Origin of the sequence: Microbacterium sp. LWO12-1.2 (genome assembly GCF_040675875.1) — a bacterium.
Classification (GTDB): Bacteria; Actinomycetota; Actinomycetes; order Actinomycetales; family Microbacteriaceae; genus Microbacterium.
On the sequence record NZ_JBEGII010000001.1, the window covers coordinates 106,401 to 131,770 of the forward strand.

General features: G+C 67.1%; 22 protein-coding genes. 18 read left to right on the forward strand and 4 right to left on the reverse strand.

The genetic code is table 11. From position 1 onward, the window contains the following. The first annotated feature begins 191 nt into the window (after nt 1-191). From MRBLWO12_RS00565 to MRBLWO12_RS00575, 3 genes are all read left to right on the forward strand, one after another. Nucleotides 192-1,133 carry a Dyp-type peroxidase gene (locus MRBLWO12_RS00565; protein WP_363551722.1) on the forward strand — a complete coding sequence of 314 codons (942 nt, stop codon included), beginning with the start codon at nt 192-194 and terminating at the stop codon, nt 1,131-1,133. Between the two features lie 65 nt (nt 1,134-1,198). Further along, entirely contained in the window at nt 1,199-1,558 is a 360-nt protein-coding gene (locus tag MRBLWO12_RS00570) for a UBP-type zinc finger domain-containing protein (protein ID WP_363551723.1), read from the forward strand. Then, nucleotides 1,555-2,805, forward strand: coding sequence for an NAD(P)/FAD-dependent oxidoreductase (locus tag MRBLWO12_RS00575; RefSeq protein ID WP_363551724.1), 1,251 nt, complete (start codon nt 1,555-1,557; stop codon nt 2,803-2,805). The genes MRBLWO12_RS00570 and MRBLWO12_RS00575 overlap by 4 nt, the downstream gene beginning before the upstream one ends. Here MRBLWO12_RS00575 and MRBLWO12_RS00580 read toward each other — a convergent pair. After that, nucleotides 2,802-3,797, reverse strand: a complete 996-nt coding sequence (locus MRBLWO12_RS00580; protein WP_363558473.1) for an IS481 family transposase — start codon at nt 3,795-3,797, stop codon at nt 2,802-2,804. The two genes, MRBLWO12_RS00575 and MRBLWO12_RS00580, sit on opposite strands and share 4 nt — an antisense overlap. 114 nt (nt 3,798-3,911) lie before the next feature. Next, entirely contained in the window at nt 3,912-6,770 is a 2,859-nt protein-coding gene (locus MRBLWO12_RS00585; RefSeq protein ID WP_363551725.1) for a helix-turn-helix transcriptional regulator, read from the reverse strand. 232 nt (nt 6,771-7,002) lie between these two features. On the opposite strand from MRBLWO12_RS00585, the gene MRBLWO12_RS00590 reads away from it, so the two are divergent. The 4 genes from MRBLWO12_RS00590 to MRBLWO12_RS00605 all read left to right on the forward strand — a co-directional run bounded on the left by MRBLWO12_RS00590 (nt 7,003) and on the right by MRBLWO12_RS00605 (nt 11,371). After that, nucleotides 7,003-7,554, forward strand: coding sequence for a hypothetical protein (locus tag MRBLWO12_RS00590; protein WP_363551726.1), 552 nt, complete (start codon nt 7,003-7,005; stop codon nt 7,552-7,554). 64 nt (nt 7,555-7,618) lie between these two features. Beyond that, entirely contained in the window at nt 7,619-8,605 is a 987-nt protein-coding gene (locus tag MRBLWO12_RS00595; RefSeq protein ID WP_363551727.1) for an NAD(P)H-quinone oxidoreductase, read from the forward strand. Nucleotides 8,606-8,687: 82 nt separating this feature from the next. After that, the gene (locus tag MRBLWO12_RS00600; RefSeq protein WP_363551728.1) at nt 8,688-10,298 is read left to right on the forward strand and encodes an MFS transporter; all 1,611 of its coding nucleotides are present in this window, start codon (nt 8,688-8,690) and stop codon (nt 10,296-10,298) included. After that, entirely contained in the window at nt 10,295-11,371 is a 1,077-nt protein-coding gene (locus tag MRBLWO12_RS00605; protein WP_363551729.1) for an FUSC family protein, read from the forward strand. The genes MRBLWO12_RS00600 and MRBLWO12_RS00605 overlap by 4 nt, the downstream gene beginning before the upstream one ends. Nucleotides 11,372-11,409: 38 nt before the next feature. Here the strand turns inward: MRBLWO12_RS00605 and MRBLWO12_RS00610 are convergent, their stop codons facing one another. Then, nucleotides 11,410-12,621 (reverse strand): cupin domain-containing protein, encoded by a 1,212-nt coding sequence (locus MRBLWO12_RS00610; protein WP_363551730.1) that lies wholly within the window; start codon nt 12,619-12,621, stop codon nt 11,410-11,412. Nucleotides 12,622-12,781: 160 nt separating this feature from the next. On the opposite strand from MRBLWO12_RS00610, the gene MRBLWO12_RS00615 reads away from it, so the two are divergent. The 7 genes from MRBLWO12_RS00615 (at nt 12,782) to MRBLWO12_RS00645 (ending at nt 19,626) form a co-directional block, all read left to right on the forward strand. Further along, entirely contained in the window at nt 12,782-13,510 is a 729-nt protein-coding gene (locus MRBLWO12_RS00615; protein ID WP_363551731.1) for a YoaK family protein, read from the forward strand. Between the two features lie 147 nt (nt 13,511-13,657). Continuing rightward, complete coding sequence (locus MRBLWO12_RS00620; protein ID WP_363551732.1) at nt 13,658-14,494, forward strand: alpha/beta fold hydrolase; 837 nt, start codon at nt 13,658-13,660, stop codon at nt 14,492-14,494. Between the two features lie 194 nt (nt 14,495-14,688). Further along, nucleotides 14,689-15,357: a TlpA family protein disulfide reductase gene (locus tag MRBLWO12_RS00625; RefSeq protein ID WP_414685430.1), complete on the forward strand. Its 669-nt coding sequence runs from the start codon at nt 14,689-14,691 to the stop codon at nt 15,355-15,357. Between the two features lie 16 nt (nt 15,358-15,373). After that, nucleotides 15,374-16,144 (forward strand): cytochrome c biogenesis CcdA family protein, encoded by a 771-nt coding sequence (locus MRBLWO12_RS00630; RefSeq protein WP_363551733.1) that lies wholly within the window; start codon nt 15,374-15,376, stop codon nt 16,142-16,144. Between the two features lie 19 nt (nt 16,145-16,163). Next, the gene (resB, locus tag MRBLWO12_RS00635; protein ID WP_363551734.1) at nt 16,164-17,918 is read left to right on the forward strand and encodes a cytochrome c biogenesis protein ResB; all 1,755 of its coding nucleotides are present in this window, start codon (nt 16,164-16,166) and stop codon (nt 17,916-17,918) included. 4 nt (nt 17,919-17,922) lie between these two features. Continuing rightward, on the forward strand, nt 17,923-18,906 hold the full coding sequence (gene ccsB, locus MRBLWO12_RS00640) for a c-type cytochrome biogenesis protein CcsB (protein WP_363551735.1): 984 nt from the start codon (nt 17,923-17,925) through the stop codon (nt 18,904-18,906). An 84-nt stretch (nt 18,907-18,990) separates the two neighbouring features. Beyond that, nucleotides 18,991-19,626 (forward strand): response regulator transcription factor, encoded by a 636-nt coding sequence (locus tag MRBLWO12_RS00645; RefSeq protein ID WP_363551736.1) that lies wholly within the window; start codon nt 18,991-18,993, stop codon nt 19,624-19,626. A gap of 47 nt (nt 19,627-19,673) precedes the next feature. Here the strand turns inward: MRBLWO12_RS00645 and MRBLWO12_RS00650 are convergent, their stop codons facing one another. Next, complete coding sequence (locus tag MRBLWO12_RS00650; RefSeq protein ID WP_363551737.1) at nt 19,674-21,242, reverse strand: SLC13 family permease; 1,569 nt, start codon at nt 21,240-21,242, stop codon at nt 19,674-19,676. Nucleotides 21,243-21,329: 87 nt separating this feature from the next. Between MRBLWO12_RS00650 and MRBLWO12_RS00655 the strand changes: the two genes are divergently transcribed. The 4 genes from MRBLWO12_RS00655 (at nt 21,330) to MRBLWO12_RS00670 (ending at nt 25,293) form a co-directional block, all read left to right on the forward strand. After that, nucleotides 21,330-22,991: an AbgT family transporter gene (locus tag MRBLWO12_RS00655; protein WP_363551738.1), complete on the forward strand. Its 1,662-nt coding sequence runs from the start codon at nt 21,330-21,332 to the stop codon at nt 22,989-22,991. Between the two features lie 76 nt (nt 22,992-23,067). Then, complete coding sequence (locus MRBLWO12_RS00660) at nt 23,068-24,579, forward strand: leucyl aminopeptidase family protein (RefSeq protein WP_363551739.1); 1,512 nt, start codon at nt 23,068-23,070, stop codon at nt 24,577-24,579. A 25-nt stretch (nt 24,580-24,604) separates the two neighbouring features. Beyond that, the gene (locus tag MRBLWO12_RS00665; RefSeq protein WP_363551740.1) at nt 24,605-25,021 is read left to right on the forward strand and encodes a hypothetical protein; all 417 of its coding nucleotides are present in this window, start codon (nt 24,605-24,607) and stop codon (nt 25,019-25,021) included. After that, nucleotides 25,018-25,293, forward strand: coding sequence for an SHOCT domain-containing protein (locus MRBLWO12_RS00670; protein ID WP_363551741.1), 276 nt, complete (start codon nt 25,018-25,020; stop codon nt 25,291-25,293). The genes MRBLWO12_RS00665 and MRBLWO12_RS00670 overlap by 4 nt, the downstream gene beginning before the upstream one ends. The last annotated feature ends 77 nt before the right edge of the window (nt 25,294-25,370 follow it).

Here is a 25,370-nt window from a genome sequence, read left to right on the forward strand (position 1 = left end):
GGGGTCGGTGTCCAACGTTGTGAATGCAATGTATCGGCTCGATATGACGGTCACATCACCTGCTCGGAACCCGAACATCGCATGATGCGACGTCGGACGTCTTCTCGACAACTGTCGGATGACGATTTCACGTTCTTCCTCGATACTGTCCCCAGGTCCCACCACTTGCGCGGGCCGAGAGTGAGGGATGCGTGTCCGAGACGACCGAGGCTGTGCAGGCACTGACGACACCGCTGACCGCGAACGCGGTGTTCCTGGTCGTGTCGGTCGTTCCTGGCGGCATCGACAGCGCGCGCGACGTCGTCGGCGGCCTCGCCGACACGCTCAAAGCCCTCACCTTCCGATTCCCGGAGGCGATGCTCACCTGCACGGTCGGGATCGGGAATCGCATCTGGGCTGAGCTCACGGGGCTGCCGGCACCGGCGCAACTGCGAGACTTCACTCCGGTCATCGGCGCCGTCCACCGTGCCCCGGCGACCCCGGGCGATCTGCTCTTCCACATCCGTGCGGAGCGGGCCGATGTCTGCTTCGAGTTCGAGCGGCAGCTGCTCGAGGCCTTCGGAGATGCCGTCACCGTCGAAGACGAGACGGTCGGATTCCGCTCGTTCGACCGCCGGGACCTCCTCGGGTTCGTCGACGGCACCGCGAACCCGGTCGGCCCCGATGCCGACGACGCCGTCCTGATCGGAGCGGAGGAGCCGGCTCATGCGGGGGGCACCTACGTCGTCACGCAGAAGTATCTTCACCCTCTCGCGTCCTGGCGTGCTCTCCCCACGGAGGTACAGGAAGCCATCATCGGTCGGACGAAGCTCGAGGGTCTCGAGCTCGACGACGCAGAACAGGGCCAGAAGTCGCACAAGACGCTCGCGACCATCACCGACGAGGATGGCACCGAACACGACATCCAACGCGACAACATGCCCTTCGGCCGGCCAGGCCATGGCGAGTTCGGCACGTACTTCCTCGGATACTCGCGAGATCTCTCCGTCATCCAGAAGATGCTCGAGCGCATGTTCATCGGCGACCCGCCGGGCATGCACGACCGGCTCTTGGATTTCTCCACCGCCCTCACCGGCTCCGTCTTCTTCGCACCTCGCGCGGACGTCCTCGCCTCGTTCCGCTCTCCGGTGTGACGGCGACGAGTGATGAGAAGAGCCTGCATGACCCCGACAGTGCATCGACGACAGGAGAGCTGATCATGAGCGACGCCAACGACTTCATCCGTGCGGACGTTCCGCCATCCGGCCCCGGGTGCGTGGACTGCGAGAAGATCGACTCCTGGTGGCTGCACCTGCGCCGATGTGCCTTCTGCGGACACGTCGGATGCTGTGACGACTCCCTCCACAAGCACGCAACGAAGCACGCGCACGAGAGCGGTCATCGAGTGATCCAGAGCTTCGAACCTGGCGAGGACTGGTTCTGGGACTTCGCCACCGAGACGGCGTTCGAGGGTCCGCTTCTCGCGCCCCCGCGAAGCCACCCTCGATCCCAGACCACTCCCGGCCCCGCGAACCGGGTGCCGCGGGACTGGGAAGACCAACTCGCCGGAGACGCGTGACCAACTCCACGGTCGGCGGCATGCTGCCTCTCAAAGTCATCGCAGACGCTGACGGACGAGATGCGTATGCACTGCGCGACTATCTGACGCGCAGTGAAGTGCCATTCCTGAGCGTCAGCGTGCCGACCGGCGCGCGGGAGGCCGAGGGCGTGATCCTGACCGGGCGGCGGCTTCCGCTGGTGCTGTTCGCCGACGGGCTTCTGCTCGAGCACCCCACGCCGGCTCAGGTGGCGTCCGCCCTGGGCTGGGTGAAGCCCCCATCACGGTCGATGTACGACCTCGTCATCCACGGGGCGGGACCTGCAGGCCTCTCCGCGGCTGTGTACGCAGCCTCCGAGGGGCTCGGCGTCGCCGTCGTCGAGCGCGACGCCGTCGGCGGGCAGGCGGGTTTCAGCAGCCTCATCGAGAACTACCTCGGCTTCCCCGGCGGGGTCTCCGGAGCAGAGCTCGCCGAGCGGGCCCGCCGGCAGGCGCTCTCCTTCGGGGCCGAGCTCATCGTCATGCGATACGGCGTCGATCGCACGTTCAAGGATCACGATGTACGCGCCGTGCTCGCAGACGGGTCGGAGGTCCATGCGCGCGCGGCGCTCTCGGCTACGGGCGTGCAGTGGAGGCGACTCGGCCTCGACCGGGAGCGCGAATGGGAAGGGGCGGGCATCTACTACGGCGCAGGCACCAGCGAAGCCTCCGCCTGCATCGGGCTGCACGTGTACGTCGTCGGTGGCGCGAACTCCGCAGGGCAGGCCGCGATGAACCTGGCCGCCCACGCGGCGCACGTCACCGTCCTGGTGCGCGGAGCATCGCTCTCATCGACGATGTCGGCGTACCTGCTCAACCGCCTCGCGGCGAAGTCGAACGTCACCATCCTCGTCCACACCCGCGTCGTGGCCGTCGACGGGGATGAGCGCTTGCGAGAGATCACCCTCGACCAGGCAGGCAGGACGAAGCGGATCCCCGCGACGCACCTGTTCGTCTGCATCGGCGGTGCACCGAACACCGAGTGGGCCGCCCCCACCGACGTCCGCCTCGACAGTCGCGGGTTCGTTCTGACCGGCGTCGATCTGAGGCCGGGGGATCTGGAACGGTGGCCGCTGACCCGTGCACCGTTCTACCTGGAGACGTCCGTCCCCGGGATCTTCGCCGCGGGCGACGTGAGGGCGAACTCCGTCAAACGCGTCGCATCGGCCGTGGGAGAGGGCGCGATGGCGGTGACCCTCATCCACCGATACCTGGCGGAATCGGGCTAGCTGTGATGTCCAGGCAGGTTGTTGAGCCTGCTGATGGGTGGGGCTCCGATGGCGGAGTGGCGCCTGTGATGATTGTAGAAGTGCATCCAGGCGGGTAATGCTGCTCGCCGTTCGGTCTCTGATTCGTAGAAGCGTGCGTATGCCCAGCCGTCGGCGAGGGTGCGGTGGAACCGCTCGATCTTCCCGTTCGTTTGCGGACGGTAGGGGCGGGTTCGTTTGTGGCGGATGCTGAGCTCTGCGCAGGCGTCGGCCCAGGCGTGTGAGCGGTAGGCGGAGCCGTTGTCAGAGAGCACGCGCTCGACGGTGACGCCGCGCTCGTCGAACCAAGCGATAGCGCGGCGTAGGACGTCGATCGCGGTGGCTGCCTTCTCGTCAGAGCAGATCTCTGCGTAGGCGACGCGGGAGTGATCATCGATCACGGTGTTCAGAAACGCGGTGCCGATGAGTGGGCGGTATTCACGGCCTCGCTGGCCGGTCTTCTGCGCCTGCGTGCGCGCGTTGATCTTGCTCTGCTTGCGGGTGAGAAACTTGTGCCCGCCGCCATCGGGGATGTTGCCGAACTTGGTCACGTCGACGTGGATCATCGACCCGGGGTAATCGTGTTCGTAGCGGCAGATCGGCTCCCCGGTGACCCGGTCGATGCGGCTGAGCCTGTTGATGCGACACCGCACCAACACGGCATGAACAGTCGAAGCCGGGAGACCGAGCTCGCCGGCGATCTGCGCGGGTCCGAGCCGGCGCCGCCACCGCAACTGCACGATTCGTTTGACCGTTTCCGGCGCCGTCTTCGTGGGCATTGCGCGTGGACGGCTGGACCGATCACTCATCCCGGCGACGCCTTCAGCACGATACCGGGCAGCCCATTTGCGGGCCGTGACGGGCGAGACCATGAACATCTTCGCCGCGACCACCGCCGTCCACCGGTCATCGACAATCAGCCGAGCCAACCGAAGGCGAGCACGAGGAGTGAGAGCAGCGTTAGCGTGGGACACGAAGGCCTCCTGTTGTGAGAAGCGGTTCCTAGACAGCTCCACTCCACAACGGGAGGCCTTCACTCATCAACAGATCAACCGCGATTCACGCAACAACGTCCCTGGACATCACAGCTAGCCCTGGCGCGACGAATCCATCGTGACGGCGGATTCCTCGCGGAATCGATGTGCCGCGGCCCGCCTCGTGTTCACTCCCCACTTCGAGAAGATGTGGCGGATGTGGGTGACGACCGTGTGCGGGGACACCATCAGGTCCTCGGCGATCTTCTGTGTCGTCAGCCCTGCCGCAATGCGTTCGGCGACCTGATACTCGCGTGAAGACAACCCCATCGGGCCGTCGCTGACGGACTTCGCCCTGGTCCGCACTCCGCGGTTCCGAAGCGTTCGCAGCACACGACTCACTTCGCGGGCCGCGCCCAGTTCCTCGAACAGTCGCATCCCCTGCACATAGCAATCGGCCGCTTCCGCATCGGTCGGGGCGAGGCTGCCGGCGAGCTCGAGCAGCCGCGCGCGAATCAGTGGCCGGTCCACCTCCGCCATCAGGGCCACGGCCTCGATCACGCGCGCGAACGATCCATCGCGTACGGCCTGCACCGACAACGACACCGCCGCGACGTATGCATTGTCGGGATTCTGCGAAGCGCGACGGGCCGCGTGTCGCGCGACCTTCTCGACAGCGGCGTCGTCGCCCATCCTCTTGCTCAGATAGGCGAGGTACACGTCGTCGGAGAAGTCCGCGGGTGTGGTCATCGAGGGGACGGGGACGCTGACGCACTCACGGGCCAGCGCCGTGTGCCGGTATGCCGCCTCGATGTCTCCGAGATCGAACGCTTCGAGCGCCAGGCTCCAGCGACCGGTGCGGGTCAGGCTCACGCCATCCGCCAGCTGCTGCACGAGCGGCCGAACAGTCTGTCGCAGTTCGACGTCTCCGGTGTCCAAGGCGATCCGGTGCAGCACCACGCCCGCCGTCGCGTTCGCGAAATCTCCCAGATGAAGCAGCTCGGCCAGGTCGAGGACGGTCTCCGCCTGCTCGCGAGCCAGATCCAGGCGACCGAGGTCATAGAGGACACGTGAGCGGACCATCATCCAGTACGCCTCGGCGACGACGTGCTTCGCGGTTCTCGCATCGCGCAAACCGTCGTCGACGAGCCGCAGAGCGTCGGCGCAGTCGCCCCTGCTGTTGACCATGAAAGCCATCCACAGGCCCTCGGGAACCCAGAGCGCCGCCGACCTGCCGACGCGTTCGAGTTTCTCGAGCGCCGAGGTCTGCAGCCTTTGGGCTTCGTCGAAGCGATTCTCGTTGAACAGGAGTACCGATTCGGTGGCGTCCACGGTGGCGACTGCGAGCACATCGCGTTCATCGTCGGCGTGCTGACGGGCGCGTGCAAGGCTGTCGCGCAGACCGACGGCGTCGGCGCTGTTCGCGTAGTTGAGCGCTCGAACCGCGAGCAGTTGGACCGTGGTCTCCTGTGACACGCCCCCGAGGGCAAGCGCCGCTTCGGTCTCCGCGATCGCCTTGCCGAAGTCTGATTCCGTCAGCTGCCGAGCGAAGGCGAGACTGACCCGTGCTCGTTCCTCCGCGCTGAGTCGGGGCGTGAGCGACTCGCGTATGCGAACGGCATCGTCGTGGAGACCGCCGGCGAGCACCAAGGGCAGCAGCTCGACCACGCGGGTGGAGTGGTGAGTCCGCCCCTGCGCGAGCTGTGCTCCGCGTACCGTCAACTCTGCCGCGCCGCGGGCATCGGCAAGAGCGAGCTCCCTGGCCGCGGTGAAGAGCAGCTCGATGGATGCGTCGTCTCCTGCTTCGGCCGCTGCTGAGATCGGGGACGCGAGCGAAGACACCGACTCCCCGGCCCGCAGCCGCTGCTGCAGAACCTCACGAGCGACCGCTCTCCGCACCGTCGGGGACAGGCTGTCGTACGCTGCCGTCTGAATCGTGTCGTGTCGGAACGCGAAACTGCTCCCGGTGTCGACGACGAATCCGAGGTCGAGGAGTTGCTGAATCGCCGGCACGGCCTCCGCCGCCGATTGGCCGATGACGTCCAGGACCCCGCTGAGAGGGAACTCCCGTCCGTAGAGGCTGCCGATCTGAGCGACTCGACGGGCGTCAGCGTCGAGCGCTGCGATACGTTCTCGCACAGACGCCCCGTATCTTGCGGGAACCGTGTTCTGCTCCAGATCGACCATGCCGCGGGACGGATGCAGAAGCCCCTCTTCCTCCATCCCGCGGAGCAGCTCGAGAATCAGCAGCGGCGACCCGCCGGTCTTGCGGATCGCGGCCTCGACCTTAGGGCCAGGCGCGGCGCCCAGAACATCGCGGGCCATCGCATCGACGGCATCGACGCCGAGTGAAGCGAGATCGATGACAGACGCGAACTCTCGAAGGTTGATGAGGAACCGTCGATGCTCGGGACCGTAGGCTCCGCTGCGTGTCGCGAAGACCCAGTACACGGGGAGGCCGTCAAGGGCTCGCAGGAGTGCGGTGATCACCGAGAGCGATCCGGAATCCATCCACTGCAGGTCATCGACGACGACGAGCACGCCCGCCCGAGAACTCGCAGCTTCCAGCGCGTCTCCGATCGCGCGTGTGATCCAGTACTGCGGCGACGTTCCTCGAATCGCCGTGTGCAGCTCGTCAGTGCTGAGCAGTGGTGGGTCCGTCTCGGTCACGGCATCGATGAGAGCGCCCAACGGCGACAGTTGCGAATCGAAATCCGGCGCGACGACGAGCGTCGACCATCCGCGTCCCTGCGCCTGCTGCAGAGCATGCTGCAGCAGGCGGGTCTTTCCCATGCCAGGGTCGCCGGAGAAGACCGTGACGGCGCTCTCGCCGGCGAAGGCGAGGTCGAAGCCCTGCTCGATCGCGTGCACCTCAGATCGTCGACCGCGGACGGGAATCAGGTAGAGGTCGGCTGCACTTCCCGCGAGCGCGTCGCGGCTGCCGGCACGATACAGCTTGCGGGACGGGGGCACGCACTCACGATACTCGGACGACGGTTGGACGTGAGACGAAGCGGGTCTCGCCAATCGTCGCAAGGATCTCCGGTCGGATGGTGCGCGAATAGAGCATGCGATGTACCGGTCGGCAGCAGGGGATGTGCCCGCGAAAACTGCCGAATAGCGTCGCACCTGCGAACGCCGGATCGGCGGATCGTGCCACATCCACACACCCGCCGGACGCCGGCATGAAACGAAGGAGCCTCCTATGGCTGCAACCCCTCGCCCCGACCTCGTGCTCTCGCACGCAGTGGTCACGTCTGACGTGACCGGCAACTTCGATGACATCGACATCGAAGCATGGCTGAAGAACCTCCCCACCCACGAGTACCAGCGCTGCGCGCCTGGCGACCACAAGGCGGCCGGCTACACGGTCGACGACGACGGCACGCCCATGTCGATCAACGTCGAGGTCATCGGCACCGGCCTCGTGATCCAGCAGTACCGCTACGAGGTCGCGAGCAAGCACTACTGCAAGATGGTGTCGATCTCCGACATCCTCACCCCGACCGGTTGGACCACCACGCAGGTGATCTGGGAGCTGGGCATGGAGCAGCTCGAGGGCGACCAGCTGCGCTACGTCAACACCGTCACCTCGCACCCGACGGAGGAGTTCCTGGAATTCATCACGGCCAGCGGAGCGACATTCGAAGAGGCCGCCGCCGCCCGTCAGGAGGCCTCGGGCCGCCACTGCGAGCTCGAGACGCCGCACTACGCGCAGAGCATCGTCGCGTACGCCAAGGCGAACGCATCCGCCTGACCCGTCAGGGTGGGGGAGGCAGACTGTCTCCTCCACCCGCTCGCGTTCGAGGACGAAGGAACCCATGACCTCAGCAGTCCGTTTCACCCGACCAGGTCCACCCGACGTGCTCCGTCTCATCTCGGTGGAGCGCCCCCAACCCGCGCCGCACGAAGTCCGCATCAGCGTCCATGCCGCCGGCATCAACAACGCCGACCTGCTCGAGCGTCGAGGCCACTACCCCGTGCCGCCGGGGGCTCCTCCCGGGCTCGGGCTGGAATGCGCCGGAGTCATCGATGCCGTCGGCGCGGAGGTCACCGGCTGGAAAGTGGGGGACGAGGTCTGTGCGCTCCTCGACGGCGGCGGCTACGCGGAGGAAGTCGTCGTCTCCGCTGCTCAGGTGCTGCCCAAGCCCACCACTCTGACCATGCTGGAAGCGGCCGGCCTTCCTGAAGTCGCCTGCACGGTCTACTCGAACCTCGCCATGATCGCGGGGCTGAAGGCGGGGCAGACCGTCCTCATCCACGGTGCGGCCGGCGGCATCGGGTCCTTCGCCACGCAGTGGGCGACCGCCATCGGAGCCCGCGTCATCGGTACCGCCGGCAGCAAGGCGAAGACAGACGCCGTCCTCGGCTTCGGAGCCTCGGTCGCCATCGACTACCGCAGCGAGGACTTCGCGTCGGTCACGCGCACCGTCACGAACGGGCGCGGCGTCGATGCCATCCTCGACATCGTCGGAACGCCGTACCTCGAGAGCAACGTCGAATGCCTCGCCGACGGTGGACACCTGGTCATCATCGGGGGATCCACGGGTCCCGTCACCCTGGATCTGTGGGAGCTCATGTCGCGTCGAGCGAGCATCTCAGCCACTCTCCTCCGGGCGCGCCCCGCGGCGCAGAAGGCGGAGATCGTCGCGGGAGTGACACGCGACGTCCTGCCGCTCGTCGACAGCGGTGCGATCCGCGGTGCCGTCGACGCTGTGTTCCCCCTCGCGGAGGCGAACCGCGCCCATGAACTTCTCGAAGGCGGGCAGACCGTGGGGAAGGTCGTGCTGAACGCCCTCGAGCAGTAGCCCGCCCGGGGCTGGATCTGTCGGCAGCGGCATCGAACGGGGAGTGCTGCTCCCGACGGATCACCTCACTTCTGGAGAGATCATGAACACATCAGGTCCCGGACCGGCACCCGGCGGCGCCACCGCCCTGAGCTCCGCCGCGCCACAGTCGATCTGGGCGCCGCTGTCCGTTCCCATCTTCCGGGCGCTCTGGCTGACGGCCCTGGTCAGCAACATCGGTACATGGATGCAGACCGTCGGAGCGCAGTGGTTCATGGTGGAGCAGCACACTCATCCGCTGCTCATCGCCCTCATCCAGACGGCGTCCGCCGCCCCCGTCCTGCTTCTCGGCATTCCCGCAGGGGTGCTCGGTGAGTTCTTGAATCGTCGGTCGGTCCTCATCTGGATGCAGACGCTGCAGGTGTTGCTGAGCGCGGCGCTGGTGACGCTGACCGCGACGGGCGAGATGACGCCCTACCTGCTGCTGGTCATCACTCTGCTCCTCGGCGCGGCGACGGCGGTGCAGTTGCCCGCCTACCAAGCGCTGTCGGCGGAGATCGTCCCGCTGCGGATGGTGCCGATGGCCGCCTCGCTGAGCGCGGTATCGGTCAACGTGGCCCGCGCCATCGGACCTGCGATCGCGGGTGTGCTCCTGTCGAGCTTCGGAGTCGCTTTCGTCTTCGGGATGAACCTGCTCTCCTTCGCCGCGTTCCTCGTCGTGCTGGTCGCCTGGCGCACGTATCGCCCAGACGTCCATCAGGCCGAGCGCTTCGTCGACGCGGCGCGTGCGGGGCTCCGCTACGTCGCGCAGGCCGCCGTCGTGCGGCGGATGTATGTGCGACTCGGGGCGTTCGTCGTCCCGGCCAGCGTGCTGTACGCGCTGTTGCCGCTCCTCGCCACCCAGCGACTGAAGCTCGACTCCGCGGGGTACGGTCTTCTGCTCGCAGGACTCGGGATCGGATCCGTCGCGGCCGCGTTCCTGATCCCGTGGTTCCACGCCCTCGGCGCCAATCGGACGGTGCTGCTGTCATCGGTGCTGTTCGGATTCGCGACAGTCGGAGTTGCGGCGTCGCCTCACATCACGCTGACACTGCCGATCCTCGCGGTTGCCGGGGCCGCGTGGATCGGCGTCGTCGCCACGCTGAACGGCGCCGTTCAGTCGTTCCTCCCGATCTGGGTCCGCGCCCGGGGGCTGTCCGTCTACCAGATGGTGCTCTACGGGGCCATGGCGACCGGTGGTCTCGCGAGCGGAATTGTCGCGGGGTGGATCGGCGCGATCGTCACCAGCGCCATCGCGGGAGCGGTGACGCTCCTCGTCGCCGCGTCGCAACTCCTCTGGCCACTGCTCGACACAGCAGACAAGAGAAGAGAGACCTTCACGCTTCCGTTGGCGGATGCCGTGCAGGAGGTCGATGGCACGCGCCCCACCCTGGTCCTGGTCCGCTACGACGTCGCCGAGGAGCAGGAGGCCGCGTTCGTGCAGCAGATGGGCGCCGTCGAGCACAGCCGACGACGCACAGGCGCGCGCACCTGGGCGCTGTATCAGGACCGTGAGGACGGCACGTGGGTGGAGGTTTTCGGCATCGGCAGCTGGAGCGAACATCTCCAACAGCACCGAACCAGACTCACACGATACGACCAGGTCGTGATCGAGACGGCGAGCGCCCTCGCACGGTCGGTGGACGTGAACCACCTCATCGAGCACGACACATGAGCGCGGCCCGTATCGCACGGGCGCTCGTGCGGTTTGCTCCCGCGTCCGGTGCGTGGGTTCCCGCCACACAGGCCGCCGTCGCCGTCGCCGGTCCGCCGGCGGTGTTCGCCGCCGTCGGACATCTGCGTCTGGGGCTGCTCGCCTCTTTCGGAGCACTCATCGTGCTCTACCTCTCCGGGCGCAGCAGACGCGAGCGCGCCGCGAAGCTGCCGGTCATCGCTGCCGGTTTCCTCGCGGGAGCCGTCGCCGGCATCAGCACCGGAAGCTCCCTGCCGGCCAGTCTGCTCGCCATGAGCATCATCGGCGTCGGGTTCTCGTACCTGAGCCTGACGTTTGATGTGGGCCCGCCCGGCGCCATCTTCCCTGTCCTCACCGCCGGTTCCCTGGGTCAGCTCACGGCACCCGTGTCGACGGGGGGAGGCGGGGCGGACCCGCTGCACGTGCTCCCGGTCGTGGGGCTGGGCGTCGTGGCCGGGTACCTCGTGATCGTCGCGCCACTCGCGGTGCACCGCGTACGCGCGGGGGATGCGAAGCTCCCCACGGACTACCGCTGGACGTACACCCGGGGACCGGATTCCGTCCGCATCTTCGCACGCCTCGCCGTCGCCGTCGCCCTTGCGGTGCTCGTGAGCGCATCGCTGGGGCTCCACCACGGGGGATGGGTGCTCCTCGCCGTCATCGGCATCCTGCAGAAGGACTCCGATCTGCACCTCGGGACCCTCCGGATGGCCCAGCGGCTCATCGGAACGTCTCTCGGTGTCTGCATCGCACTCGTGTTCTTGCTGTGGATACCGGAGGGGTTCGCGCTCGTCGCTGTCGTCGGTGCCCTCGTCTTCGGGTTCGTGTTCTTCCTCCACAGCAACCTCATGTTCGCGCTTATGCTGGTGACTCCGATGGCGCTGCTTCTGGTGGCCGGCGGCAGTCGTCCGCTCCTCGAGGCATCCATGGGTACGCGGATCATCGACACCGTCGCCGGGGGTGCGGTCGCCGGCGCCGTGCTGTGCGCAGCAGCTGTCAGCCGCCGGTGGGCCGTGCGCGGCACTCGAACCCCGAGCTCGACGAAGGGGGTGTGACGCATACGTCACACCCCCTTCGTCGAGGGATTCCCTGCTCAGCGGAGCGGGGTGATGCCCTGTGCACCGCGCGGGAAGGTCGCGAGCACCACGGGATCGATGTTGAGGTGCGCGGAGACGAGCTGCGGCGGCACATGGGAGAGCCAGTTCGCGAGGGAGATCTCCTCGTATTTGTCGGTGCGGAACACCTCGAGGAACTGCAGCACGTCGTCACCGGTGTTCTCGATGTAGTGGCCGAAGTTCTTGCGCACCACACCGACGTCTCCGGCGCGGAAATCGGTGGTGTTCGCGTGCGGACCGGTATTGAAGACGGTCATCCGGGCGGATCCACGCAGGTAGTACTGCCACTCGTCGGCGTTGGGGTGCCAGTGCAACTCACGCATGGAGCCGGGCTCCACCGTCACCAAGGCTGCGGCCACCGTGCTCGAGTACGTGTAGTTGGAGGAGTCGGCGATCTGGATGCTTCCTCCGCTGTTCTGATACAGCGGCTTCGACCGCGACAGGCGGAAGATCACGGGCTCCATGCCCCATTCGACTCCTGCAGCGGCCTGATCGACCTCCAGTGCGGGCGGTTCATCGCCGGGGAAGATCCAGAGGTTGTGCAACGGGATGTCGGAGAAGACCTCCTGCGCCACGCCGAAGTTCTTCGCGAGGACCTCGGGCGGCGTGTGTGCGAACCAGTCCGTCAGCAGCAACGTGTTCGACTCGGACTGGTCGCCGTCGTCGAACGCGAGGACGAACTCCGCACCGTCCGGCCCCAGTCCCTGGAGGGAGTGCGGCGTGCCGGCGGGGAAGAACCACAGGTCGCCTTCCTCCACGTCTTCGACGGCGGGGAGCCCTGACCGGCTGAGCGTCGTGACCCGTGCCTTGCCCCGGGTCATGACCGCCCACTCGGCGGTCTGGTGCCAGTGCAGTTCGCGAATGCCGCCGGGTTCGAGGTACATGTTGACGCCGGCGATCTCGTCGGAGATGTGGAAATCCTGCTTCGTGAGCTCGCGCGCCCATCCGCCGCGCTGCACGCGGCGAGGTGAGATGTTGAACGAGGACCAGAAGAACGGCTGCGTGCTGATGTCCGTCGCAGGTGCGTGCATCTGATTCGGGAACTGCGACTCGATGGCCTCGTTCTGCGGCCCGGTCATGGTGTTGCTCTGCGGGCGGTCAGCGATGTTCACCTCGCCCTCCTGCGGCAGATCGGGGTTTCCGAACGTGGGGGTCTCATGTCCCAGCTGGGCGCTCTCGGACGTGTCCATTGGTAGCTCCTTCATGACGGTTCCGGACGTTACTGAGGAGTCTGCCGACGTGGGGTCGAACGGCGCATCGAGGAGTGACGAGTGCTCTTTCGACTCTGGTCGGATGATCCGTTGACGGCAGCGCGGTCCCATGAGGACACGCCCGTCCTACGGAGGCTCCATGTCGTCAACCGCCCGCACGGCCACCCATCAGTACCCGCTGCTCGAGACCGCGGGTGCCGCGGTCGCCCTCGCGCTCACGTCCGGCCTCCTCAACGCCTGGACGTTCGCGCAGGTGGGCACGTTCGCGACGGTCCAGTCCGGGAACCTGCTGTCCATCGGCTACTTCCTCGCCGAGGGCGACCACGCCAAAGTGCTTCTCGCCGCGACCAGTGTCATCGTCTTCGCGTTCGGCGCCTTCGTGTGCAGCATCTACGTGCTCTGGCGAGCGCGGGAGAGCAGGCCCTATTCCGCTGAGGTCCTCGTCTTCGAGCTCACAGTTATCGCGATCCTTGCCTTGCTCACCGCGACGACCGGAATCAGCGGGTGGATCGTCGCGTGGGCGGTGAGCTTCATCGCGGGAGTGCAAGGCAACGCCTTCCATCGTGAGACGGGAATGCTCTACGGGAACATCGCCGTCACATCCGTCGTCCAGATGGCCGCGAGCCTCGTGGGGCGCGCACTCGGGCGCCGGATCTCAGATGACGGGCAGCCGCATATGCGGCCCGCCGGCGCGTACCTGGTCGTTCTCATCGCCTTCCTCGTCGGCGGTGGCCTCGGGTTCGCCATCGACCAGCTCTGGGAAGGGGCATCCCTCGCTGCCGCCGCTGTACTCCTGCTCGTGCTCTTCCTCTTCGCGGCCGCCGATCGGGGGTCCGTCGATCCGTCGCAGAACAATCCCACCCCCTGACCGGAGGAACGAGCACGCACACTCGTCAAAAGTAGGAGCACAACGGATCGACGTCGAGGTTACTTTGAAGGAGCTCCGCCGACCCACGCGGAGATCGCATGACAGAATCCGGGCCTTGCCCGGCTCGACTATCCCAGGGAGACTCTCATGACCTTCGTGACCACGGACGACGGGACGGAAATCTACTTCAAGGATTGGGGTCCTCGCGACGCCCAGCCCATCGTGTTCCACCACGGCTGGCCGCTGTCGTCGGACGACTGGGATGCCCAGATGCTCTACTTCCTCGGCAAGGGCTTCCGCGTCATCGCCAGCGACCGTCGGGGTCACGGGCGTTCCTCGCAGACCAGCGTCGGCCACGATATGGACCACTACGCGAGCGACGTGAACGCCGTCGTCGAGCATCTCGACCTGCGCAACGCCGTCCACGTCGGTCACTCGACCGGCGGGGGACAGGTCGCCCGGTACGTCGCGAAGTACGGCGAGCCCCAGGGGCGCGTCGCCAAGGCCGTGCTCGTGTCATCCGTTCCGCCCCTGATGGTGCAGACGGACGCGAACCCCGAGGGCACGCCGATCTCCGTGTTCGATGGCTTCCGCGAGGCGCTGGCAGCGAACCGTGCCGAGTTCTTCCACGCTGTCGCCTCCGGTCCGTTTTACGGGTTCAACCGCGACGGGGCGACGGTATCGGAGCCCGTCGTCGCCAACTGGTGGCGTCAGGGAATGACCGGCAGCGCGCTCGCCCACTACGAGGGCATCAAGGCCTTCTCCGAAACCGACCAGACCGAGGACCTCAAGGCCATCTCCGTGCCGGTGCTCGTCTTGCAGGGCGATGACGATCAGGTCGTTCCGTACAAGGACGCCGCGGTCAAGCAGGCTGAGCTCCTGAGCGACGCGACCCTGAAGATCTACGAGGGCTACCCCCATGGCATGCTCACCACTCACGCCGACGTCATCAACCCCGACATCCTGGCGTTCATCCAGCAGTAGCGCGCAGCCGTGAGCAGGGGCAGCGTGTTCGACGATCTCGGGCGCGCTGCCCCTCTCGCATTCACGCCCTGGGCTACCGACCGCAGACGTGCACCTGCCCCCGTTTCGCGAGGGTGTCGCCGACGTGCTCGCGGGCTTCTGAGGCGGCCCAGTGTCCGGCCTATGCATAGGAACCCCCGCGTAAGCTGAGAATCGTGCCTCCTGCTCTCTGGGTCCCCGAGCCTGTCGAGGGGCTTTCGTCCCGCAGCGGCCGCGCCTCCCGCACCGTGCGTTCGCGCCGTGCGTTCGGAGCTGCGCTCGCCGCTGTTCTCGCGATCGGTCTGAGCGCCTGCGCTCCGGATCCGGTGAGTGAGTCGTTCCTCAGCGGGGAGAACACCGGCTACGTGGCGGCCGATGGTGCGATCGTGGAGATCCCGGTGGCCGAGCGCGGTGAAGCGGTCGACTTCGGCGGCGTCACGGAAGACGGTGAGCCGTTCGACAGTGCCGACCTCGCCGGTCAGGTCACGGTCGTCAACTTCTGGTACGCCGGGTGCGCGCCCTGCCGAGTCGAAGCCGAAGACCTCGAGAGCGTCTGGCAGCAGTACGAAGACCAGGGTGTCTCGTTCGTCGGGATCAACACGCGTGACCAGGCCGACACGGCGAAGGCTTTCTCGGACGAGTTCGGGATCACCTACCCGAGCCTGATCGACGTCGAGACGGCTGAGGCCAAGCTCGCATTCGCCGAGGCCGTTCCGATCGCAGCGACCCCGACCACGCTCGTGCTCGACAAGCAGGGTCGTGTGGCCGCGCGCATCATCGGACCGATCGAGGGCACCTCGATCCTCTCCACGCTCGTCAAGGACGCGCTCGCGGAGACCTCGTGAGCCGTGCGGGAGCGTTGTGAACGCTGAAGCCATCATCGGATCCGGTGCGCTCTGGCTCGCCATCCCCGTCGCGATGCTCGCGGGTCTCGTGTCCTTCCTCTCGCCGTGCGTACTGCCTCTGGTCCCCGGATACCTGGGGTTCCTCGGCGGTGCCGTCGCGCCGCGTCCCTCGGGGACGGGCGCAGGATCGACGGACGCCGCCGGCAGTGGCCGCGGACGGCTCGTGCTCGGCGTGCTGTTGTTCATCCTCGGGTTCAGCGTCGTCTTCATCGCGCTGACGGTGCTCGGCGGGACCGCCGGTGTGTTCTTCCTGCGCTGGGGAGATCTGATCACCCGCATCCTCGGCGTCGTGATCATCCTGATGGGACTGGTCTTCCTCGGACTCTTCGGTTTCGCTCAGCGTGAGTTCCGCTTCCACGTCGACTCCAAGTTCGGCGTGATCGGCGCTCCTCTGCTCGGCATCGCGCTCGGCATCGGCTGGGCGCCGTGCATGGGCCCGACCCTCGCCGCGATCGTCGCCCTGTCCTTCAACGCCGGCGACCCCGTGCGTGCCGGATTCCTCGGCCTCGCCTACTCGCTCGGACTCGGCATCCCGTTCCTGCTCGTGGCGCTCGGCTTCGGCTGGGCGACCAAGACCGTCGGGTTCCTCCGCCGCCATATCCGCGTGGTGAACATCATCGGGGGAGTGCTCTTGATCGTGCTGGGCGTGCTGATGGTCACCGGCCTCTGGACCGACATCATGTCGCGAATGACGGCGGTGATCAGCAGTGTCCCGCTCCCCATCTGATGAGAAGAACGCAGACGAGATGACCAAGGCCGCCGTGAACAAGAAGAACAGCGACGCGTCGGATCCGCTGCGCCCCTCGGACCACGTCGACGGAGACGACTCGATCGCTCAGCCGCGCCTGGGCCTGGTCGGATGGCTGCGCTGGGGCTGGCGTCAGCTGACTTCGATGCGCACGGCTCTCGTGCTGCTGCTGGTGCTCGCGATCGCCGCGATTCCCGGGTCGATCTTCCCGCAGCGGATGGCCGACCCCAACGGTGTCACGCAGTGGCAGCGCGACAACCCCGACATCTTCCCGATCCTCGACGGGCTCAAGCTGTTCGACGTCTACCTGTCGCCGTGGTTCTCCGCGATCTACCTGCTGCTGTTCGCCTCGCTCGTCGGCTGCGTCATCCCGCGCATCAAGCACCACGCCAAGGCACTGAAGGCCCGGCCGCCGCGCACCCCCGCTCGTCTGCAGCGACTCGAGGACTACCGTGCCGTGCAGCGCACCGCCACGGAGCCCGAGTCAGCCGCCGCCGCATCGGTCGACATCGCGACCTCGCAGCTGAAGGCGCTCGGGTACCGCGTCGAGCGGTACGACCGCGGCCGCACATTCTCTGTGTCGGCGGAACGCGGCTACTGGCGCGAGACCGGCAACCTGCTCTTCCACCTGGCCCTGGTCGGGGTGCTGATCACGGTCGGCATCGGTGGCGGCTTCTCCTATACGGGGCAGCGTGTGCTGGTCGAGGGCGAGACGTTCGCGAACACCCTGGTCGACTACGACTCGATGAACCGCGGACGCTTCGTCGGCGATGACGCTCTCGCGCCGTACACGATGCGGCTCGACTCCTTCGACGTGAGCTACCAGCCCTTCGGCGAGCCCGGCTCCGGGCAGGCCGGCGACTTCTCGGCCAACGTCACCGTGAAGGAGAACGGCGAGGAGCGCACCGGGTCCGTCAAGGTCAACGAGCCGCTCGGCGTCGCCGACGACAACGTCTTCCTGCTCGGCAACGGCTACGCGCCCACCATCACGGTGCGCAACGCCGACGGCGACGTGGTGTTCACCGGCGCCACCCCGTTCCTGCCGCAGGACACGCAGATGTTCTCCCTGGGGATCATCAAGGTCACAGACGGCATGCCCGAGCAGCTCGGCATCCGTGGACTGTTCTATCCGACGACGGGTGTCCTGGAATCGGGGGCTTTCTTCTCCGCGTATCCCGCCCTCACCAATCCGACACTGACCCTCGATGTGTTCGCGGGCGACCTCGGCATCGACGGCGGTAGTCCGAAGTCCGTCTATGTGCTCGACACGTCTGACCTGACCCAGCTCACCGGGCGCGCGATCGGCAAGGAATCCATCCAGTTGGCTCCCGGCGACACCGCCGACCTGCCCAACGGAATGGGCACCGTGACCTTCGAGGACGATTCGCCGGCCGGTGCGACCGATGCCTCGCAGTCCGTCAAGCGCTTCGCCTCGCTGCAGATCCACCGTGACGATTCGGGTCCCTGGGTGCTCGGCTTCGCGCTGCTCGCGCTCGGCGGTCTCATGCTCGCTCTGTTCGTGCCGCGCCGTCGCATGTGGGTCAAGGCCACGGCGAACCCAGACGGCATCGCACTCGAGTACGCAGGACTCGCGCGCGGCGAAGACCCCACCATCGCAATCGCCCTCGACGACCTGGTCGCCGGCCACGCGCGTCTGCTCGACGCGGCCGGCGGCTCTACCGCTGTCGATGCGGAGGACGCTTCGACAGGCTCAGCGACCCAGGCGACATCCGATACCCCGAAAGTAGACTGACACCATGTTCGACCTCAACGTGATCTCGCCGATCCTGCTGTGGACGGCGATCGCGATCTACGCCGCGGCGTTCGTGGCCTACGCCTTCGATCTCGCGCGTCGTTCGCAGTTGAGCGCCGACTCGCAGACGGTCGCCCAGGCCGAGCTCGTCGGTGCCGGCGTCGGTGCCCGGGGCGCTGCCGCGACGAAGGCCACGGCGGGAACCACGGATGCCGCCCCGCAGCAGTTCGTGATGGCACGCATCGGCACATCGCTGACGGTGCTCGCGTTCCTGTTCCACTTCGCCGCGACCCTCACCCGCGGCATCGCGGCCGGTCGCGTCCCGTGGGCGAACCTCTACGAGTTCGCGATGATCGGCACGCTGCTCATCATCGCCGTCTACCTCATCGTGCTGGTGCGCGTCGATCTGCGGTTCCTCGGCACGTTCATCACGGGTCTCGTGGTGGTGCTGCTCGGACTGGCGGCGACGAACTTCTACATCGACGTCTCGCCGCTCATGGACCCGCTGAAGAGCGTGTGGCTGGTCATCCACGTGTTCGTGGCTTCGCTCGGCACGGCATTCTTCGCTCTCGCCTTCGCGCTGTCGGTCATCCAGCTCATGCAGTCGCGTCGGGAGCGTCGCGTGGCGGAAGGGGCGGAGAAGACCGGCCCCGGCTTCCTGCGCACCTTCCCCGGTTCCGAGCGGCTCGAGAGCATGGCGTACCGCTTCACCATCATCGGGTTCATCCTCTGGACCTTCACCCTGATCGCCGGATCCATCTGGGCGTACTACGCGTGGAGCCGCTTCTGGGGCTTCGACGTCAAGGAGACCTGGACCTTCGTGATCTGGGTGCTCTATGCCGGCTACATCCACGCACGAGCGACCCGCGGATGGCGCGGGAACCCTTCGGCGTGGTTGGCCATCGTCGGCTTCGCGGCCGTCATGTTCAACTTCACGATCGTCAACGTCTTCTTCAAGGGACTGCACGCCTACTCCGGCCTCTCCTGACCTCGCGATCAGGGTGGTTCTCCCTGCCGATACGCGGAGGTATGCTCATCGCGGGGGAGGCACTGTGAACGGGAGGACTGATCCGTGACCATCGAGATCGGAATCATCGAAGACCATCCTGCGATGCTGCTCGGCACCGTCGCGATCCTCCATCAGAGCGAGGACATCCGCGTGGTCGCTCATGGGACGACGGCGGCGGCTGTCGTGCGACACGGCGGTCCGCTGCACGTGGTCCTGCTCGATCTGTCACTCGCCGACGGCACCGGCCCCGCCGAGAACATTCGGGTGCTGGCGCCCGTGGGCGCGCCGATCATCGCCTACACGTCCGGCGAGCGGCCGCACCTGATCCGCGAGGCCGCGCGCGCCGGCGCCTCCGGGATGATCCGCAAGTCCGATCGGATCGACCTGATCGCCGATGCGGTGCGCCGTGCCGCCCGCGGCGAGATCGTCGCCAGTGCCGACTGGGCTGCTGCGCTCGAATCCGATCGCGAGTTCGTGTCGGCACAGCTGAGCCCCCGCGAATCGGAAGTGCTGTCGCTGTATGCCTCCGGAGAGACCGCGAAACAGGTCGCCCAGCTGCTGTACCTGTCGCCGGAGACGATCATCGATCATGTGCGCCGCATCCGCGCAAAGTACGCAGCGGTCGATCGTGCGGCACCGACCAAGGTCGATCTCTTCCGCCGCGCCGTGGAGGACGGGCTCGTCTCTCCGGAGCGCTGAGCCAGAGCGCAGCGAGGGCTCGATGAGGTCTCAGGCGCTGCCAGGTCTCAGCCGCTGAACGGCCAGATCAGCGGCACGTAGAACACCGCGACCGCGAAGAACAGCAGCGTGAGCGGCAGGCCGAGTCGCGCATAGTCGCCGAACCGGTAGCCGCCCGGCTCCATGACCAGGAGATTCGCGGGAGTCGCCACCGGTGTGAGGAATGCGGCGGCACCGGCGACCGTCAGCGCCATCAGGAACGGGAGCACCGAGGCGTCCATCGCGCTCGCCAGCGCGACGGCGACCGGCGCCACGATCAGCACGGTGGCCGTGTTGCTGATGAGCTGGCCCAGCACGAGCGTGATCACGACGATCACAGCCACGGCGGCCTGCGGTCCGGTGTCCCCCAACCACGTGCGCAGGGTCTCGGCGATCAGCGTCGCAGCGCCGGTCTCCTGGAAAGCCGTCGACAGCGGGATCATGCCGGCGACCAGGATCACGGTGGTCCAGGAGATCGCGCGGTAGGCCCGCGCGATCGGCACCACCCCGGTCAGGATCAGCGACCCGGCAGCCAGGAGCCCGGCGATCGCGGCCGGAACGATGCCGGTGGCGAGCAGGACGATCATGGCGAGCAGGATGACGGCCGTGCGTTTCGCACCAGCGCCGAGCGGGACGGACCGACGCAGCGTGAGCGGCGCATCGACGACCAGGACCTCGTCACGCTGAGCGGTGTGGCGCTGCAGGTCGTCCCAGGGACCATCGAGCAGCAGTGCATCGCCCACGCGAAGCCTGTCGCCGGCGCTGTCGAGCGATTCGCCTCCGCGCCGCACGCCGAGCACCACGAGATCGCCACTCGGGGTGCACATGCCAGCGAAGACATGCAGCCCGATCAGTGAGGAACGCGGAGGCACGATCACCTCTGCCACGCCCCTCGTCGCCGACATCAGCGGACGGTCACTGGTGATCTCGTAGTCCGACCGCAGCGTGCGGGCGAGCTTCTCGAGATCGACCGGTGCCGACGCCGCGGCTCGTGAGGGGAGCAGGCGCGAGCCGAAGAGCAGGATGATCGCGAGCGTGCCGACCACCAGTGGGAGGCCGACCAGCGCGAACTCGAAGAAGCCGAAGGCGCGTCCGCCGTTGTCAGCGGACACCTCGGAGACGATGATGTTCACCGGCGTGCCCGTGAGCGCGAGCATCGACCCCGCATGCGCAGAGAATGCGAGCGGCATCAGCATCTGCGAAGGCGCGATACCCGCGCGAGCTGCGACGACGACGACCAGGGGCAGGAGCGCGGCGACAGCGCCGTTCAAGCTGATGACTGCCGTGAGGACGGCCGTGAGCAGACCGATCGTGACCAACAGGCGACTGCGGTTCGTGCCGGTACGGGCGATCACCTCTTGCCCTGCCCAGGCGACGATGCCGGTGGACTCCAGAGCTTCGCTCACCACGAACAGAGCGGCGATGAAGAGCACGGTGGGGTCGCCGAAGCCTGCCAGCGCGCTGTTCAGATCGAGCACGCCGAAGAGGTAGAGGGCGACGGACACGCCGACGGCGACGACGCCGAGGGGAATGCGATTCGACACGAACGCGATCACCGCGCACAGCAGAATGATGAGCGTCGTCACGATCGGGTCCATAGGGCTGACCATAAACGGCGGTGAGCGACCCGGCATCCCCCAATACTGGGGGGGTCAGGTTCGGGTCACTCACGCCAGGATGGAATCATGCCTGCCGAGAAGGAACTGAGCACCCCCGGTGCCGAGAGCAAGGGGTTCCTGAACTGGATCGAGAAGGTCGGCAACAAGGTGCCCGACCCCACGATCATGTTCGTCTACCTGATCGGACTGATCGCCGTGCTCTCCGCGATCCTGTCGTGGGTCGGGGTGTCGGTGACCGACGAGGTGGTCACCCCGGTGCCGCGCGACGAGTTCTCTCAGATCAACGAGCACCTCGGCGGCACGTGGAGCATCTACGATTCGGTCACGGGCGAGCCGGCGGAGGTTCCCGACTACATCGTGGAGAAGCGCACGTTCGACGTGCGCAACCTGCTCTCGGTCGAAGGCGTGCGCTTCTTCTTCACGTCGTTCGTTGACAACTTCGCCGGCTTCGGGGTGGTGGCCGTCGTGCTGATCGCGATGGCGGGTGTCGGCGTCGCCGAGCACGCCGGACTCATGGGGGCGCTCATCCGCCGCGTCGTCAAGGTCGCACCGCGACGCTGGCTGGCATTCATCCTGATCTTCGTCGGGGTGCTCTCGTCGGTGGCGACCGATGCCGGATATCTGATCCTCGTCCCGCTCGCGGCGGCGGCGTTCCTCACGGTCGGGCGGAATCCGCTCGCCGGACTGGCTGCGGCGTTCGCGGGTGTCGGGGCAGCGTTCGGTGCCAACCTGCTGATCACCCCGAGCGACAGCATGCTCACCGAGATCACGAACGAGGTGCTCACCTCCGCCGGGATGGAGCCGATCGAGGTCACGCAGAACTTCTACTTCGGGATCGTGTCGTCGATCCTTCTCGCGGTTGTCGCGCTGCTGGTGACGGTGTTCATCACCGAGAAGCGATTGGGCGCGTACGACCGCAGCGGGCTCACCATCGCGGATGAGACCGAGAACATCGACCATGATGCCGAGGCGCGCGGCCTGCGGTTCTCGTTCTGGGCGCTGCTGGGCTACGTCGCCCTGATCGCGCTGCTCACGGCTCCTCCCGGTGCGCCGCTGCGTGACCCGGAGACCGGAGCGATCATCGGCACCACGCCGTTCATGGCGAGCCTGGTGTTCATCATCTCGCTGGCGTTCCTCGTGTGCGGCCTCGCGTACGGTGCCGGAGCGCGCACCCTTCGCGGTGGTTCCGCTGCGGTCGGAGCGATCGCGAAGACGTTCGCGAGCCTGGGCGGGCTGCTGGTGATGTTCCTGATGATCGCCCAGTTCATCGCCCTGTTCAACTGGACGAACCTGCCGACGGTGGCGGCAGTGTCGGCCGCGGAGCTGCTGCAGCAGGCCAACGTGCCGGCGATCGTGCTGCTGCTCGCGTTCATCCTCGTGATCGTGATCCTCGACTTCATCCTGCCGGGGCTGGTGCCCAAGTGGGTGATCTTCGCGCCGGTCTTCATCCCGATCTTCGCTTCGCTCGATGTGGCACCGCAGACGCTGCTCGCCGCCTACCGGGTCGGCGATTCGCCGGTCAACGTACTGACGCCGCTGATGGTCTATCTGCCCTTCATGGTCACCGTCGCCCAGCGCTACAAGAAGGATGCGGGCATCGGCACGATCATCGCCCTGATGATCCCGTACGCGATGTGGATGCTGATCTCCTGGGTCGCGCTCTACGTGGTCTGGTTCCTGCTCGGCATCCCGTGGGGACCCGGCTCCCCGGTCGACATGGTCGGCTGACCGCCACCGTCACCTCGCAGCAGCCACCGACGCAGCACGACGCATCCCGAGATCCCCCGCACCGAAGGAACCGACCATGGACCGCAGACCGAACAAGATCATCCCCGCCGACCTGCCGACCGTTCCCGGACTCGATGCCCTCGACGCCACGCGCATCGAGGTCGCCGAGGTCCCCGCCGATGCGCAGGCGATCGGCATCGGTGTCTACGCTGACGGCGACGTGCCCGCCGAGGTCGGGTTCGACCGCGCGGCGCTCGAGCATGCCGGGTTCACGGCGAAACCCGGCAGTGTGCTGACCGTGCCGCGCGCCGGGCAACCCGATCTCGTCGTGATCGGTCTCGGCGTGCGGGGCGACCTCACCGCCGATGTGTTGCGCGACGCTGCGGCGGCGCTCATGCGGGGCGCTTCCCGTCACGCGCGCCTGGGGCTGCGCATCGACGATCTCGCGGGTGTCGATCTCGCGATCGCCATCCGGGCGCTGGCCGAGGGGGCGCTGCTCGCCCGCTACCGCTACACGGTGCTGAACAGCACGACGAAGCACGTCGCCCTTGCCGCGCTGACCCTCGATCTCCCCGGTTACGGCGAGCTCGAAGGGCCTGTTGCCGAGGCGTTCGTCGGAGCCCGTGCGGCAGTGGTCGCACGCGACCTCGCCAACACCCCGCCCGGTCACCTCACCGCGGTCAACATGGGCGAGATCGCCCAGTCGCTGGGGGAGCGCTTCGGCTTCGCCGTCGAACTGTTCGACAAGGAGGCGCTGATCGAACTCGGCTGCGGCGGACTCCTCGGCGTGAACCAGGGATCGACCGAAGAGCCGCGCATGATCAAGCTGACGTACGCACCGACGGGTGAGAGCAGCGGCCACCTGGGCCTGGTCGGCAAGGGCATCATGTACGACTCCGGTGGCATCAGCCTCAAGCCGAGCGATCCGATGCATCTGCTGATGAAGATGGATATGGGCGGTGCGGCCGCCGTGCTCGGAGCGTTCACCGGACTGCGCGACGCCGGTACGACGGCGACGGTCTCCGGCTGGCTCATGTGCACCGACAACATGCCATCGGGCACCTCGTACAAGCTCGGCGATGTGCTCACCGCGCGCGGCGGGACCACCATCGAGGTGAAGAACACCGACGCCGAGGGGCGCCTCGTGATGAGCGACGCTCTCGTGCTCGCGAACGAGGACGGGGTCGACGCGATCATCGACATCGCCACGCTGACCGGTGCCGCCCTGGTGTCGCTCGGATCCGCGCGGGCTCCCGTGTTCGGCAACGACCAGCCCACGGTCGATCTGGTCACCGCGGCTGCTGCTGCGGTCGACGAGCAGGTCTGGCAGCTGCCGCTGGAGCAGAAGTACCGCCCGCAGCTCGACTCGGAGATCGCCGACATCGCGAACCTCGGCGGCCCGTTCGCTGGTGCCACGACGGCGGCGCTGTTCCTCGAGCACTTCGTCGGGACGACCCCCTGGGCGCACCTCGACATCGCCGGGACCATGCAGACCGAGAAGGACGACGCGTGGCGCACCGCCGGAGCGACCGGGTTCGGAGCCCGGATCCTGCTCGAGGTCGCACGCCGGTTCGCTCCGGCTTCCTGAACCCCCACACAGAACGAGGAGTGCCATGGCTTCATGGACGTATGTCGGACCGCTCAACTTCGCGGTGTTCGCGGTTCCCTTCGGCGTCGATCTCACGGTCGTCATCAAGGAACTGGAGACGCTCCAGCGCGCACATTCGATCGAAGTGCTCGACATCGAGCTGATCGCCGGAACGGCGGATGGCGGTGTGCGGCGGGAGACGTTCGAGAACGCCTCCGCTGATGCGGCCGAGACGGATCTGCTCGACGACGAAGACCTGGCCGAGATCGGTCGAGAGCTCGCCGCTGGAGAACGCGCACTGGTTGTGGTCTACGAGGACCGCAGCCTCGCCGGGGTCGCTGGTCTGATCGGCGGACTCGGCGGCCGCAACATCTGGTCGGGCGGGATCGACGCCGCCGATCTCGATGACGATTCCGCACCGCAGGAAGGAGCAGGAGCATGAGCCTGTTGAGGACGGCTGCACGAGCTTCCGTGGCCACACGTGTCGTAGGGAACGTCCAGCGCCGCCAGCGCCAGCAGTGGGCCGCGCAGGATGCCGCACAGGCGGCAGCATCGGTTCCCCCGCCCTCGGCGCCTGCGCCTGCAGCCACTGTGCCTGCAGTCGACACGCAGCAGCTGATCGCCCAGCTGCAGCAGCTCGGACAACTGCGTGATGCCGGCGTGCTGACCGAGGCGGAGTTCACAGCCCAGAAGCAGCGTCTTCTCGGGTCCTGACGGAGGCATCACAGACTCGGATGCCGCAGTCGCGGCATCCGTCATTGAAGGCCGCTCCGGCGGCAAGGGGAGTAACA

Coding starts and splice junctions, on each gene's coding strand:
- MRBLWO12_RS00570 (WP_363551723.1), top strand. CDS start 1,199: ATGAGCGACGCCAACGACTTCATCCGTGCGGACGTTCCGCCATCCGGC.
- MRBLWO12_RS00590 (WP_363551726.1), top strand. CDS start 7,003: ATGGCTGCAACCCCTCGCCCCGACCTCGTGCTCTCGCACGCAGTGGTC.
- MRBLWO12_RS00595 (WP_363551727.1), top strand. CDS start 7,619: ATGACCTCAGCAGTCCGTTTCACCCGACCAGGTCCACCCGACGTGCTC.
- MRBLWO12_RS00600 (WP_363551728.1), top strand. CDS start 8,688: ATGAACACATCAGGTCCCGGACCGGCACCCGGCGGCGCCACCGCCCTG.
- MRBLWO12_RS00605 (WP_363551729.1), top strand. CDS start 10,295: ATGAGCGCGGCCCGTATCGCACGGGCGCTCGTGCGGTTTGCTCCCGCG.
- MRBLWO12_RS00610 (WP_363551730.1), bottom strand. CDS start 12,621: ATGGACACGTCCGAGAGCGCCCAGCTGGGACATGAGACCCCCACGTTC.
- MRBLWO12_RS00615 (WP_363551731.1), top strand. CDS start 12,782: ATGTCGTCAACCGCCCGCACGGCCACCCATCAGTACCCGCTGCTCGAG.
- MRBLWO12_RS00620 (WP_363551732.1), top strand. CDS start 13,658: ATGACCTTCGTGACCACGGACGACGGGACGGAAATCTACTTCAAGGAT.
- resB (WP_363551734.1), top strand. CDS start 16,164: ATGACCAAGGCCGCCGTGAACAAGAAGAACAGCGACGCGTCGGATCCG.
- ccsB (WP_363551735.1), top strand. CDS start 17,923: ATGTTCGACCTCAACGTGATCTCGCCGATCCTGCTGTGGACGGCGATC.
- MRBLWO12_RS00650 (WP_363551737.1), bottom strand. CDS start 21,242: ATGGACCCGATCGTGACGACGCTCATCATTCTGCTGTGCGCGGTGATC.
- MRBLWO12_RS00655 (WP_363551738.1), top strand. CDS start 21,330: ATGCCTGCCGAGAAGGAACTGAGCACCCCCGGTGCCGAGAGCAAGGGG.
- MRBLWO12_RS00660 (WP_363551739.1), top strand. CDS start 23,068: ATGGACCGCAGACCGAACAAGATCATCCCCGCCGACCTGCCGACCGTT.
- MRBLWO12_RS00665 (WP_363551740.1), top strand. CDS start 24,605: ATGGCTTCATGGACGTATGTCGGACCGCTCAACTTCGCGGTGTTCGCG.
- MRBLWO12_RS00670 (WP_363551741.1), top strand. CDS start 25,018: ATGAGCCTGTTGAGGACGGCTGCACGAGCTTCCGTGGCCACACGTGTC.